The 12,814-nt window shown below is 74.8% G+C and carries 11 protein-coding genes; 6 read left to right on the top strand and 5 right to left on the bottom strand.

Annotated elements, in window-relative coordinates; translation table 11 throughout:
* Positions 1-77: 77 nt before the first annotated feature.
* The 3 genes from OG899_RS26350 to OG899_RS26360 are packed head-to-tail and all read right to left on the bottom strand — an operon-like array spanning position 78 to position 3,619.
* Positions 78-1,643, bottom strand: a complete 1,566-nt coding sequence (locus OG899_RS26350; RefSeq protein WP_125498100.1) for an FAD-dependent oxidoreductase — start codon at positions 1,641-1,643, stop codon at positions 78-80.
* Complete coding sequence (locus tag OG899_RS26355) at positions 1,640-2,362, bottom strand: methyltransferase domain-containing protein (protein WP_125498099.1); 723 nt, start codon at positions 2,360-2,362, stop codon at positions 1,640-1,642. Before OG899_RS26355 ends, OG899_RS26350 begins: the two co-directional genes overlap by 4 nt.
* Before the next feature lie 51 nt (positions 2,363-2,413).
* Complete coding sequence (locus OG899_RS26360; protein ID WP_125498098.1) at positions 2,414-3,619, bottom strand: lycopene cyclase family protein; 1,206 nt, start codon at positions 3,617-3,619, stop codon at positions 2,414-2,416.
* A 285-nt stretch (positions 3,620-3,904) separates the two neighbouring features.
* Between OG899_RS26360 and OG899_RS26365 the strand changes: the two genes are divergently transcribed.
* From OG899_RS26365 to OG899_RS26385, 5 genes are all read left to right on the top strand, one after another.
* Positions 3,905-5,191 (top strand): polyprenyl synthetase family protein, encoded by a 1,287-nt coding sequence (locus OG899_RS26365; RefSeq protein WP_189428073.1) that lies wholly within the window; start codon positions 3,905-3,907, stop codon positions 5,189-5,191.
* Positions 5,188-6,729 (top strand): phytoene desaturase family protein, encoded by a 1,542-nt coding sequence (gene crtI / locus OG899_RS26370; protein ID WP_189428074.1) that lies wholly within the window; start codon positions 5,188-5,190, stop codon positions 6,727-6,729. The genes OG899_RS26365 and crtI overlap by 4 nt, the downstream gene beginning before the upstream one ends.
* A complete protein-coding gene (locus OG899_RS26375) occupies positions 6,726-7,745 on the top strand; it encodes a phytoene/squalene synthase family protein (protein WP_125500616.1) in 1,020 nt (339 codons plus the stop codon). The genes crtI and OG899_RS26375 overlap by 4 nt, the downstream gene beginning before the upstream one ends.
* Complete coding sequence (locus OG899_RS26380) at positions 7,742-8,764, top strand: DUF5914 domain-containing protein (RefSeq protein WP_168131639.1); 1,023 nt, start codon at positions 7,742-7,744, stop codon at positions 8,762-8,764. The genes OG899_RS26375 and OG899_RS26380 overlap by 4 nt, the downstream gene beginning before the upstream one ends.
* 261 nt (positions 8,765-9,025) lie before the next feature.
* Entirely contained in the window at positions 9,026-9,940 is a 915-nt protein-coding gene (locus tag OG899_RS26385; RefSeq protein ID WP_125500614.1) for an acetamidase/formamidase family protein, read from the top strand.
* Between the two features lie 137 nt (positions 9,941-10,077).
* Here OG899_RS26385 and OG899_RS26390 read toward each other — a convergent pair whose 3' ends face one another.
* Positions 10,078-10,977 (bottom strand): NADP-dependent oxidoreductase, encoded by a 900-nt coding sequence (locus OG899_RS26390; protein WP_229814148.1) that lies wholly within the window; start codon positions 10,975-10,977, stop codon positions 10,078-10,080.
* 286 nt (positions 10,978-11,263) lie between these two features.
* On the bottom strand, positions 11,264-12,019 hold the full coding sequence (locus OG899_RS26395) for an SDR family NAD(P)-dependent oxidoreductase (protein ID WP_125500612.1): 756 nt from the start codon (positions 12,017-12,019) through the stop codon (positions 11,264-11,266).
* A gap of 157 nt (positions 12,020-12,176) precedes the next feature.
* Here OG899_RS26395 and OG899_RS26400 point away from each other — a divergent pair, with 157 nt between their 5' ends.
* Positions 12,177-12,611: an Rrf2 family transcriptional regulator gene (locus OG899_RS26400; protein ID WP_125500611.1), complete on the top strand. Its 435-nt coding sequence runs from the start codon at positions 12,177-12,179 to the stop codon at positions 12,609-12,611.
* Positions 12,612-12,814: the final 203 nt, after the last annotated feature.

Genomic DNA, 12,814 nt, shown 5'->3' on the forward strand with positions numbered 1-12,814 from the left:
GCCCCGTGCCGGACCCGTCCAGGGGGCCCGCGGCGGACGTGATGCCGCGGCGCCCGAGTACCACGCCCCGGCACGGCTCATCTCTTCAGCCGGCGGGCCAGCCCGCGCAGGACGGGACTGCGGCCGCGGAGCGGCACCGTGTACACCGGGTGGCCCTGCAGCCCCCACCGGCCCAGCAGGGCGTTCGCGGCGAGCAGCCCCGTCGTGGCGGCACGTTCCATCAGCGCCACGGGCAGGTGGCAGCGGACCAGGTCGCCGGCGACCATCAGACGCGGATGCGGGGTGCGCACGGTCGGCCGGTCGCGGTAGCCGCCCACGGGGAACAGCGGACAGTCCGCGTGCCACTCGTGACGTGCGTCGACGACTCCCGCGGTGCGGGTCTCGGGATAGACGCGGTGCAACTGGTCGATCAGATGCCGCTGCGCGGCGCTGCGCGAGATGCCGTCCGGCAGTGCGTAGGCGTGCAGTTCCACGACGGACCCGCCGGTGCGCGCGGCCCACCGCCGGGCCTCGTCCTCCCAGCGGTCCAGGACGCTGACGTTGTCCAGGGCGCCGAAACCGCCGGTCGCGAGGAACCCCGGCCGGTCCGGGGCGACCGGCCGGTCCAGCCACAGCCGGCTGACCAGGAACGGCGGGGCGGTGCGCAGCCGGGCGATCCGCTCCCGCCAGGCCGCGTCGCCGAGCTCGCCGGAGCGGGCGACGAGACCGCGCAGCGCGGCGGTGTCCAGTGCGAGGACGACGCCGTCGTGCACCGTCGCCTCCCGGGCGGTGGCGACCCTCAGGCGGCCGTCGGGCGCCGGCGCGACGTGCTCGACCGGGGTGCCGGTGCGGACGCGGACCCCGTGCCGCCGCAGGCGCTCGGTGAGCGGATCCCACAGGGCGGCCGGGTAGGGCGCGCGGGGCACGTCGAACAGCAGACCCTCGGACGAGCCGAGGAAATAGATGTGGAACATCAGCGCCAGCTCCGCCGCCGACAGCTGCCGCGGGTCGGCGAAGAAGCTGCGCGAGAACACCTCGAAGGCGAGATGGCGCGCCGCGTGCGGGAACCGCACGGCATCCAGGTAGTCGTGGGCGCTGAGACGGTCCAGCCGGTCGTAGACGTCGGGCACCCGGACGTCGCACAGGGGCAGCGCCGACTTCACATCGAGGCGGAACAGGTCCCGCACCCCGAAGGTGGGACTGAGCAGGGCGAAGGCCAGCGCGTTGAAGGGCGGGGTCCGGGGCAGGTGCCGGAAACTGTCGCGGACTCCTCCCGCGTGCAGCAGCGGATAGTCCGGCAGGCCGGTCAGCCGCCCGAGCGCCGGGTCGGTACGGCGCAGCAGCGCACGCAGGTTGTAGTACTGGCGGAAGAAGGCGTGGAAGCCACGGCTCATGGTCACCTCGGTGCCGTCCTTCAGCCGGGTGCTCCAGCCTCCGGCGCGTCCGCCGACGTAGGGCTGACGCTCGTACAGGGTGACGGCCACACCGCGTTCGGCCAGTGCGGTGGCGGCGGCCAGGCCGGCGATCCCCGCGCCGACGACGGCCACGGCAGGCCGGAACCCGTCGGCGCGGCGGCGTCCCGGAGCGGCGGGCAGGACACCGGCCCGCCGGTCCCTGCCCCCGTGCGGAACGCACACGGCACGGGCCGTGCTGCCCTCGGTCATGATCTGCTCTCCTTGCGCTGGGCGAGAAACGTGTGCGTGATCCCCGTCTGCCAGCCCGGCAGCGGCAGGGCCCGTACCCGGTCGAAGCCGGCCGCGCGGAGCCGGCCGGCGAAACGGCCGGCGGTGTCGAACTCCACGACGGAGCGCCACAGGTGACGGACGAGAGCACCGTCGGCGAGAAGGACGGCGGCCAGGGGCTGGACGATGCCGCGGCACACCAGCGTCCACACCGCTCGATCGGTGCGGCGGCCGCTGAGCGTGTACTCGTGCACCGCGAGCCGCCCGCCGGGCCTCAACAGATCGTGCACGGCGGCCAGGACCGCGTCCGGGTCGCGGATGTTGCGCAGCAGATACGCCGCGAACACCGCGTCGAACGGCCCGCGCACCCCCGCGTCGGACAGGTGCTCGACCGGCGCGTGCACGAACGTCACGTCGTGCGCCCACGGCTTGGCGGCGGCCCGGCGCAGCATCCCGGCGGAGGCGTCCACGGCCGTGATGTGCGCGGCGGGCAGCACCGAGCGCAGGGCGGCGGTCGAGGCGCCGGTGCCGCAGCCCAGGTCCAGCAGGCGCAGTCCCGCACCGCCCGCGGGCAGACCGAGACGGCGCACCGAGCGGCGCAGGTGCGCGTGATAGCCGGGATTGAGCGCCACCAGCGTGTCGTAGTGGCGGGAGGCACGGTCGAAGGCGGCGGCGAGCGACTCGTCGCGCAGCAGGGTCACACGGACTCCACAGGTGTGTCGCGTCCAGTACGGCGCAGCGGCGGCCGGGTGTCACACGGGAAGGCTCTCCTCGAAGGGGCGGCGGGGCAGGACCGGCAGTTCGAGGGCGGAGCGCAGCATCGGCGTGACCGGGGTGTGCAGGCCGATGGACAGGTCCTCGTACAGACGGGTGTCGCCGTCGAGGAACCGCAGCAGCCGTACCGGGGGGACACGCGCGAAGAGCCGGCTGAACAGGGCGGGGCCGTCGACCCGGCCGGTGGACAGGGCCCGCAGCAGCACGGCGTCCATGGCGCGGGACCGCCGGGAGTGGACCTCGGGCGGCACCGGCCGCCGCCCGCGCCGCAGGGCGGCGGCGACGGCACGTGTCTGCCGCTGCAGGCCGGCGAAGGTGTAGCCGGTCGCCGGGCGGGTGGCACCGCCGGCGGCGCCGATGCGGAACACCGACGCCCCGGTCTGCCGCGCGGGCACGGCGTCCGTCATCGGGATGACACCCGCCTCGGTGCCGAGGATCCGCCGCTCGCCCAGGTGCAGCACGTCGTCGCAGTAGTGACGCAGCGCCTGCTCGTAGCCGCTCGAGGTCAGCGGCCGCGGCGAGAACTCGGTGTACTCCACCAGCGCCTCGTGCGCACTCGTCGGCAGGACGTAGCCGAACGACAGGCCCTCGGCGGGCTGCGGAGTGCGGAAGTCCATCAGCTCCGCGACCTGGGGATCGAACACCGGCCGGGACGTCCGCACGAACCAGCCGCAGAAGTGCTGCAGCAGCGTCGTCCGCGCGGCCGGCAGGCTGCCCAGCGGCCGGGAGTCGAACACCCAGCGGGAGCGCAGCACACCGCGGGCGCCGCCGGCGTCGTGGAACCGGACGACGGCACCGCCGACGACGTCCTCCACCGCGTCCACGGTGGCCTGCAGACGGCGCACGTTCGGGCTGCCCGCGAGCGTCCGGCCGACCAGGGCCTCGAAGTCGTCGGAGCGGATCATCTTGTACCGCAGCGGAGCAAGCACGGCGACAACCGGATCGCCCGCGGGCGGACGCACCCGCAGCCGCTGCCAGCACGCGGTGACCGCCGCGTCGAACCGGCCCCGCCCCTTCTCCCAGAAACACCAGGTCCGCCGCGGCGGGCGCAGCGGCCCCGGCGGCGGGTCCACCAGGACCACCGACGGGGTCCGCAGTCCCGGCGCGGGCCCGGCCAGGCGGTGCGCCAGCGACAGCCCGGCGGCTCCCGCCCCGATCACGGCGACCTCCGACTCCAGCAGCATCCGTGTTCTCCCGGCCGTCCTGCGGTGCGTGGCGTACGCGCTTCCTGCGGTGCGCGCACACGTCTCGTGCGGTGCGTTCCGTACGCGGTATTCCCGTCGGCGGGCCGCCCGGGGCATGCCTCACCCGTCTGCCGCAGCAGGTGGGCAGCCGGCCGCCGCCGCGGGGAAGGGACAGTGCGAACCAGCGCTCCCGGCGCCCCCGGCCGGTGCAGCGCCGTGTCCGTCGTCTGCCGTCCGGCGAGCGCAGCGGCGGAGCGAAGGGCGAACGCGACGGAAGGAAGTGGGATGCGCCCCACATCGGCTCAGGATCACCGCGGCGGAGCCCCGCCGCCCGTCCCCGGCCGGCCCTCCGGCACGGTATCGCCCACCCGGCCGCACCCGGACGCGGCGGACGACCCCACCGCCCCGGACCCGGAGGGACCGGTGTCGGCCGACGACCCGAGCCTGGTCGACGCCGATGTCCCCGCCGCCGTCGGACGCGTCCTCGACACCGTGCTCCACCGGCGTGTCGCCCGCGCCCGCGCCGTCGACGACCTGTTCGGCGGCGATGTCGCCCAGCGTGTCGCGGACTTCACCCGGACCGGCGGCAAACGGACCCGGTCGCAGCTGCTGTGGTGGGCGGTGCGCGCCTGCGGCGGCAGCGACCCGGACACGGCCGAGGCGGCCCTGCGGATCGGCGCGGCACTGGAGCTGCTGCAGACCTGCGCCCTGGTCCACGACGACGTCATGGACCGATCGCTCCTGCGGCGCGGACGGCCTGCCCTCCACGCCGACCTGGGCGCCCGGTACGCCGCGACCGCGCCCGCCGCAGACGTCGACCGGTTCGGCGAAGGCGCCGGCATCCTCGCCGGTGACCTCGCACTCGCCTGGGCGGACGACCTGGTCGCCGACACACCGCTCCCACCGCCGGCCGCACATCGGGTGCGCAGCCTGTGGAGCGACCTGCGCACGGAGATGGTGGCCGGGCAGTACCTCGACCTGCACGGCCGGCTGACGGCCGCGTACACACCGCAGCGCGCGCTGCGCACCGCGTGCCTGAAAAGCGCCCTGTACTCCGTCGCACGACCCCTCGCCCTGGGCGCCGTCCTGGCCGGAGCGCAGGAGAGCACCCTGCGCGCACTGAGCGCCGCCGGCCGCGACGTCGGCCTCGCCTTCCAGCTCCGCGACGACCTCGACGACCTCTACGGCGACCCCGAGCGCACCGGCAAGGACAGCGGCGCCGACTTCCGCCAGGGCGCACCCACCTATCTGCTGGCCCTGGCACGGTCCAGAGCACGGGCCGCCGGCGACCGCACGGCCCTGTCCGTCCTGGCCCGGGCCGCCGACGGCACCGCTACGGACCGTCCGGGGCTCGGCGAGGTACGGCAGGCCGTGACCGGCACCGGCGCGCCCGGTGTCGTCGAGGCCACCATCCGCCGCCTGGTGACCCGGGCACTGCGCTGCCTGGACGACGCACCCCTCGAGGCACACGCCGGCGCACGGCTGCGCTCGCTGCTGTGCGCGGTGGCCGACACCGGCGGCACACGCCCCGACCCCTGCCCGCCCCCGGACCCGGAGGAGCCGCAGCGATGACCCGTACGCTGCCCGGTCGCACCGATCATGTCGTGGTCGTCGGAGCCGGACTGGCCGGACTGTCGGCCGCCCTGCACCTGCTGGGCGCCGGACGCCGGGTCACCGTGGTGGAACGCGACCTCCACCCCGGCGGCCGGGCCGGGCGGCTCCGGCTCGGCGGCTACCGGATCGACACCGGCCCCACCGTGCTGACCATGCCCGACCTCGCCGACGAGGCCTTCGCCGCCGTCGGCGACAGCCTGTACCGGCGCGTGGAGCTGATCCGGCTCCAGCCCGCCTACCGCGCCCTGTTCGCCGACGGCAGCAGCCTCGACGTGCACAGCGACGCCGACCTGATGGCCGCGGAGGTGGAACGGTTCGCCGGAGCCCGCGAGGCGGACGGCTACCGACGGCTGCGCACCTGGCTCGAACAGCTCTACAGGGCGCAGATGCCCCGGTTCATCGACGCCAACTTCGACTCCCCCCTCGACCTGCTCACCCGTGACCTCGCCCGCCTCGCGGCGCTCGGCGGCTTCGGCCGACTGCACGCCCGCATCGGCCGCTTCCTCACCGACGACAGGCTGCGCCGCGTCTTCTCCTTCCAGGCCCTGTACGCCGGCGTACCACCCCAGCGGGCCCTGGCCGCCTACGCCGTCATCGCCTACATGGACACCGTCGCCGGGGTGTACTTCCCCCGCGGCGGCATGCACGCCCTGCCGCGGGCGATGGCCGACGCCGCCGCCGAGGCGGGCGCCGAGCTGCGGTTCGGGCAGCCGGTGACCCGCCTGGAGCGCACAGGCTCCCGTATCACCGCGGTCGTCACCGCCCAGGACCGCATCCCCTGCGACGCCGTCGTCCTCACCCCGGACCTGCCCGCCGCCTACCGCCTCCTCGGCCACCGGCCCCGCAGACGGCCGCGGCTGCGGCACGCGCCGTCCGCCGTCGTCCTGCACGCGGGCACGCACCGCACCTGGCCGCAGCTCGCCCACCACACCCTGTCGTTCGGCGCGGCATGGCGAACCACCTTCGACGAACTCACCCGCACCGGGCGGCTGATGAGCGACCCGTCCCTGCTCGTCACCCGCCCCACCGCCACCGACCCCGCACTCGCCCCGCCCGGCCGTCACCTGCACTGCATCCTCGCACCCTGCCCCAACACCGACATCGGCCCCACGGCCGCCGCCTGGAGCGACCTCGGCCCCCGCTACCGCGACACCCTGCTGCGGGAGCTGGAACGCCGGGGTCTCGACGGACTCGCGGCCGCCGTCGAGGAGGACTGCCTGGTCACACCGGCCTTCTGGCACATGCAGGGCCACGCCGCGGGCACCCCGTTCTCCGCGGCTCACACCCTCACCCAGACCGGCCCGTTCCGCCCCCGCAACCTGGTGCGCGGCACCGAGAACGCCGTCCTCGCCGGCTGCGGCACCACACCGGGCGTGGGCGTGCCGATGGTGCTGCTGTCCGGGAAACTCGCCGCCCGACGCATCACCGGCCCGCACCGCCGGGCCTCCACCACGGTGCACACACCCGCGCTCACCACGGCGGAGGGCACCCGATGACCGACCGGGAACTGGACGCGGCCGGCATCACCGACCCGGCGCTGCGCACCGCCTACCGGGTGTGCCGCACGCTCAACGCACGCCACGGGAAGACCTACTTCCTCGCCACCCGGCTGCTGCCCGTCGCACGCAGACCCGCCGTGCACGCCCTGTACGGCTTCGCCCGCTGGGCCGACGACATCGTCGACGCGCTCGATCCCGCCCTCGGCACCGACCGGCGGCTGCAGGCGGTCACGGACCTGTCCGCGATGCTGGAGACCGCCCTGCGCACCGGTCGCGCCCGGGAGCCGGTGGTGGCCGCCGTCGCCGACACCGCCCGCCGCTACCGCATCCCCCACGCCCACTTCCGCGACTTCATGACCGCGATGCGCAGCGACCTCACGGTCACGGACTACCCCACCTACGCCGACCTGCGCGCCTACATGCACGGCTCCGCCGCCGTGATCGGACTGCAGATGCTGCCCGTGCTCGGCACGGTCGTACCGCAGCACGAGGCCGCCCCGTACGCCGCCGCGCTCGGCGTCGCCTTCCAGCTCAGCAACTTCCTGCGCGACGTCGGCGAGGACCTCGACCGCGGCCGCGTCTACCTGCCCGCCGACCTGCTCGCCGCCCACGGAGTGGACCGGGCACTGCTGCGCTGGAGCCGCGACACCGGACGCCACGACCCGCGGATCACCGGCGCACTCGAGGAGTTCGAGGCCCTCACCCGCGACGTGTACCGGCAGGCGGCACCGGGCATCGCCCTGCTCCACCCGCTGTCCAGGCCCTGCATCCGCACCGCGTTCGTCCTCTACGGCCGCATCCTGGACGCCGTCGCCCGGGACGGCTACGCCGTGCTGCACCGCCGCGCCGTGGTTCCGCGCCGGCACCGGGCGCTGCTCGCCGCCGACGGGCTGACGCGGGTGACCGTCGCCCGGTTGCGCGCCCGCAGGGCCGGACATCCCGTGCTGCCGCTCCCGCCGGCCGGGGCCGTCACCGTGCCACCGGGCCGGCCCGTCGCCGAGGAGACCGTATGAGCCCGCGTCCCCTGCCCTTCACCCTGCGCCGCGACCCCGTGCCGTGGGCCCGTCAACGGCCCACCTGGCGCGACGCCCAACCCGCGGTCGTCGCACAGGCCCTGAAACGGGCCCAGACGCGCCCCACCGGCAACTGGTACGTCGTCGGTGCCTCCCGCGACCTGCGCGCGGACCGGCCCCTGGCCCGCACCGTCGCCGGCGAGGAGGTCGTCGTCTGGCGCGGACCGGACGGCCGGGCCGTGGGCGGCCCCGGCATCTGCCCCCACCTGGGCGCACCACTGCGCGACAGCCCGGTCCACTGCGGCACCCTCGTGTGCCACTGGCACGGACTGGCCCTCGACGGCACACCCCGGGCGGGCTGGCAGCCGCTTCCGGTGCACGACGACGGCGTTCTGGTGTGGGTCCGGCTCGATGCGGCAGGCGGCGAACCACCCCTGGAGACACCCGTCGTGCCCCGTCGGCCCGACCCGGAGCGGTCCTTGACGGCCGTGTTCGCCGGCACGGGCCGATGCGAGCCGCAGGACGTGGTGGCCAACCGTCTCGACCCCTGGCACGGCGCCTGGTACCACCCGTACGCGTTCGTGGACCTCACGGTGGTCGACGTCCCCGGGAACGGCGTCGGCGCGGACGACGAGGACGGGGACGACGGGGACGGGGACGCCGTCACCGTCGACGTCTCCTTCCGGCTGACGGGGCGCCTGGTCGTGCCCGTCCGGGCGGTGTTCACCGCTCCGGGACCGCGCACCGTCGTCATGCGCATCACGCGCGGCGAGGGAGAAGGGTCCGTGGTCGAGACGCACGCCACCCCCCTCGGCGAGGACGAGCGGGGTACGCCCCGGACGGCGGTCGTCGAAGCGGTGCTGGCGACTTCGGCCCGGCGCGGCTTCGCCGCCGCCCGGCGGGCCGCCCCGCTGCTGCGCCCCTTGATGCGGGCCACCGCCGGGCGACTGTGGCGCGACGACCTGGCCTACGCCGAACGCCGCTGGGAACTGCGGTCCAGGGGACGCTTCCCCGGCTGACCCCGGACGCCCCCGGCGCCGCGCTCCGCGGCGTGGGCCGCCCGCCATCGACTCCGCACGCGGGCACCCCGCCCGAGTGTGTGCCCAGGCCATCGTCGCGGGCACACACCTATGGAGCGTGACTCCTGCGGACCGGGGCCGTCGTCCAGGACCGTGGCTGTCGCCCCCTCGTCACAGGCACGGGTGTCCTGCTGTACTACCGGCCTGACCCACCGGATCAGCGGCCGTGCCACCGCGCGTCCCCACGGAGAGGCGACACCCATGCACCTGCAGGCGACCGAGGCCCACAACGTCTGGGACAACACGATCCCCCCGGCGCTCACCGTCGCGCCCGGTGCCACCGTCACCGTCGCGACCCAGGAGTCGAGCGGCGGACAGCTCGGCCGCACGTCCACGGCGGCCGACACCGCCGAGCTGGACTTCGGTCGGCTCAACCCCGTCACCGGCCCGATCCGCGTCGACGGCGCCGAACCGGGCGACGCCCTGGTGATCGACGTCCTGGACACCCAGGTCGACGACTGGGGCTGGACCGCCTGCATCCCCGGATTCGGGCTGCTCGCCGAGGACTTCCCCGAGCCGCACCTGCGCATCGTCTCCATCGACGGGGCCCGCGCCGAGCTGCTGCCCGGCCTCGGTGTGCCGGTCCTGCCGATGGTCGGCACCATCGGGGTGGCCGTCCCCGAGCCCGGTGCGCACTCGGTCGTCCCGCCACGCCGCTGGGGCGGCAACATGGACATCCGGCAGGTCGGCCCCGGTGCCCGTCTCAGGCTGCCCGTGGGGGTGGAGGGCGCCCTGCTCAGCCTCGGTGACGTGCACGCGGCGATGGGCGACGGCGAGGTCTGCGGCACCGGCGTCGAGACCTCCGCCACGGTGCGGCTGCGCGTGGGCCTGGAGAAGGGCGCGGCACCGCGGACCCCGGTGCTGGAGACCGCCCCCGCAGCCCGCCGTACCGGCGCCGCACTGCTCACCACCGGCATAGGCCCGGACCTGATGACCGCCGCGAAGGACGCCACCCGCCGGCTGATCGACGAGGTCGTCCGCCGCACCGGCATCGACGCGGCCGACGCCTACCTGCTCGCCGGCATCGCGGGCGACCTGGTGATCTCCGAGATCGTCGACGCACCGAACTGGGTGGTCAGCATCCACCTGGACCGGTCGCTGCTGGCGGGTCTGTGATGCCGCACGGTGAGCGGGGGAGGGGCGCCGCACGGTGAGCGGGGGAGAGGAACGGCGGGCGTTCGCGAGCCCCTCGGCGGCCGGGCGGGGCGCACGCGGTCCTCGTGCGCCCCTCCGCGTGAACGCTGACCGCGCTGTCACGCCCGGTGTCCGAACTCCAGCACCAGGCGTCCGCGGGTGCCGCCGGCCTCCAGGACGCGGTGGGCCTCGGCCGCCTGCTCGGCCGGAAAAGTACGGGCGACGCGGAGCGTGACGGCACCCTCCTCCGCCTGACGGCGCAACTGGTCGAGCTTGGCCTGCTCCCGGGCGTACTCACGGACCCAGACGGGCACGAAGGTGATCCCGCGCTCCGCCTCACCCGCGTAGCCGCGCAGGGTGGCGATCGTGCCGCCGTCCCGGACCGCCGGGACCATCAGGTCGTTGAGCAGAGCGGAGTCGATCACCGCGTCGACCCCGTCGGGCACCGCCTCCCGGACGGCGGCCGGGAATCTCTCGCCCCGCGGAAGCACGACGTCGGCGCCCAGCTCGGCGACGAGCTTCTCGTCGGCCGGCGACGCGTCGGCCACGACCGTCAGGCCCTCGGCCTTCGCCAGCTGCACCGCGTACCCGCCGACCGCTCCGGCGGCCCCGGTCACCGCGAGCGTCTGCCCCGGCCGCAACCCCAGCAGGTCGAGGGCGAGGCGGGTGGTGAGACCGTTCATCGGCAGAGTCGCCGCCTCCACGTCCGAGGCCCCGGCGGGCACCCGGGCGACCGACTCGGCGGGGACCACGATCTGTTCCGAGTACGCGCCGTAGGAGCCGTAGGGCACCACGATCGCCATCACATGGTCGCCGACCTTCAGGTCCGTGGTGAGACCCTCGCCGATCTCCTCGAGCACCCCGGCGGCGTCCATCCCCGGCACGTACGGCGGGGGCGGCACGTCCGTACCCCGGTACCGCATGCCGGACCGCACGACCGTGTCGGTCGGGTTGACCGCGGCCGCGTGCACCCGGATGCGCATCTGTCCCGGCCCGGTCTCCGGCTCGGGCAGCTCCACGACCTGCAGCCCTCATCACACGCTCCTCACGGCCTCGACAGCGGCAGCCCCCGGCACCGGTCGGCTCCCGCGCACACGAGCAGAGCCTCCCGTGTGAGGCACGAGCCGAAACGAGTCCGGTACGGCACCGGTGGACAAGGAAGTGAATCGTGGAACAGCGTGGTGTGTTCCGCAGGGGTGCGCCCCCCGCGCCTCGATGACGCCCGCCGTGCGCCCCGGAGGCGGGGTGCGCTCCGGGGCGCACGGCAGGCGTCCGGTCGAGGCGGGGTGGCCGCCGGCGCCCGGCTCAGGCGTTGTAGCCGCCGTGGGCGTCCAGGACCGCGCCCGTGACGTACGACGCGGCCGGGCTCGCGAGGAACGCGATCGCCTCGGCGATCTCCTCGGGCTTGCCCAAGCGCTGCAGGGCCAGCGAGCCGAGCAGGACCTCGAGGGTCTCGGGGCCGGGCCCGTCCATGCCGCCGTCCATCAGCCCGGCCTCCACGACATTGGCCGTGATGTTCCGGGGCCCGAGGTCACGCGCGACGCCCAAGGTGTACCGCTCGATCCCCGCCTTGGTCGCCGCGTAGTCGGCGAGGCCCGGGACGCCGGTCCGGGAGCCCAGTCCGGAACTCACCGTGATGATGCGGCCCCCCTCACGCAGGACACGGGAGGCGGCCCGGGTGACGGCGATCACGCCGAGGTAGTTGGTGGCGTGCATCCGGTCCAGCGCGGCGGTGTCGGCGTCCGGGTCGTCCACGGTGCGGCCTTGCTCCACCGAGATCGCCGCGTTGTTGACGAGGATGTCCAGGCCGCCGAAGTGCGCCACCACGTCGTCGATCAGCCTCGGTGCGCCGCCGGTGTCGGCCTGGTCGCTCCGGAAGGCGACGGCCCGTGTCCCCTTCGCGATCACCTCGTCGACGACCGCCTGCGCCCGCTGTGCGGAGCTGAGATAGGTGAAGGCGACGTCGGCCCCCTGTTCGGCCAGCAGACGTACGGTCGCGGCCCCCAGCCCTCGCGAACCTCCGGTGACCAGCGCGACCTTGCCCTGCAGTGGCTTGCTCATCGTTCTCGCCTCGTTCGTCGTCGATCTGTCGAGTGGTGCAACCGAAGTGGTTACGACACTGACGCAACTGTAAGTGTTACGACGAAAGGATGCAACCATGGTTGTTACGACAGTGCGGACGTACCATGAGGCGTCGCAGCCGGGGAGGAGGGGCCTGATGAGCGCCAACAGCAGGTTGACCATTGCCGCCCACGCGCTGGCGTGGATCGGTCTGTATCAGCGCCAGGGGAACGAGGTCGCCACCTCCGAACAGATCGCGGGCAGCGTGAACACCAACCCGGTGGTCATCAGGCGGCTGCTCGGCGACCTGCGCAGGGCCGGGCTGGTGGAGTCCCGGCGTGGTGCGGGAGCGGGCTGGTCACTGGCGCGCGAGCTGGATGCGATGACCCTGCTCGATGTGTACGAGGCGGTGGAGCCCGGCCCGCTGTTCGCGATGCACCGCGCGCAGCCGGACCCGGAATGCGTGGTGGGATCCGGCATCCAGCCGGCGCTGCAGGGCATCTACGAGGGCATCGAGGAGACCCTGAGGCGGGAGCTGGCCCGTGTCACGCTCGAGAAGGTGCTCGACGACGTGCTGGCGGTACCGCGCTGACGGGTGCCGCGCGGCACGACTGGTGCCGGCTGGCTGGAGGGCGCCGTGCGCGGGGTGACCTTGCTGCAGCAGGTCCCGGATGGCCGGCGCAGCGGCGCGCCGCTCGCCCGCCGGTCGAGCCCGGCGCACGAGTGGCGCGCCGGCGTACGCGGTGGAGTGCTCAAGCGGCGGGGGCGCGGTCGCGCACCCACGGCCGTCCTCGA

The organism is Streptomyces thermoviolaceus (assembly GCF_045209695.1).
Classification (GTDB): domain Bacteria; phylum Actinomycetota; class Actinomycetes; order Streptomycetales; family Streptomycetaceae; genus Streptomyces; species Streptomyces thermoviolaceus.

Excerpts from the sequence above, each read along its gene's own strand:
- crtI (WP_189428074.1), top strand. The coding sequence starts at position 5,188 with ATGACCCGTACGCTGCCCGGTCGCACCGATCATGTCGTGGTCGTCGGA.
- OG899_RS26400 (WP_125500611.1), top strand. The coding sequence starts at position 12,177 with ATGAGCGCCAACAGCAGGTTGACCATTGCCGCCCACGCGCTGGCGTGG.
- OG899_RS26385 (WP_125500614.1), top strand. The coding sequence starts at position 9,026 with ATGCACCTGCAGGCGACCGAGGCCCACAACGTCTGGGACAACACGATC.
- OG899_RS26395 (WP_125500612.1), bottom strand. The coding sequence starts at position 12,019 with ATGAGCAAGCCACTGCAGGGCAAGGTCGCGCTGGTCACCGGAGGTTCG.
- OG899_RS26380 (WP_168131639.1), top strand. The coding sequence starts at position 7,742 with ATGAGCCCGCGTCCCCTGCCCTTCACCCTGCGCCGCGACCCCGTGCCG.
- OG899_RS26365 (WP_189428073.1), top strand. The coding sequence starts at position 3,905 with ATGCGCCCCACATCGGCTCAGGATCACCGCGGCGGAGCCCCGCCGCCC.
- OG899_RS26350 (WP_125498100.1), bottom strand. The coding sequence starts at position 1,643 with ATGACCGAGGGCAGCACGGCCCGTGCCGTGTGCGTTCCGCACGGGGGC.
- OG899_RS26360 (WP_125498098.1), bottom strand. The coding sequence starts at position 3,619 with ATGCTGCTGGAGTCGGAGGTCGCCGTGATCGGGGCGGGAGCCGCCGGG.
- OG899_RS26375 (WP_125500616.1), top strand. The coding sequence starts at position 6,726 with ATGACCGACCGGGAACTGGACGCGGCCGGCATCACCGACCCGGCGCTG.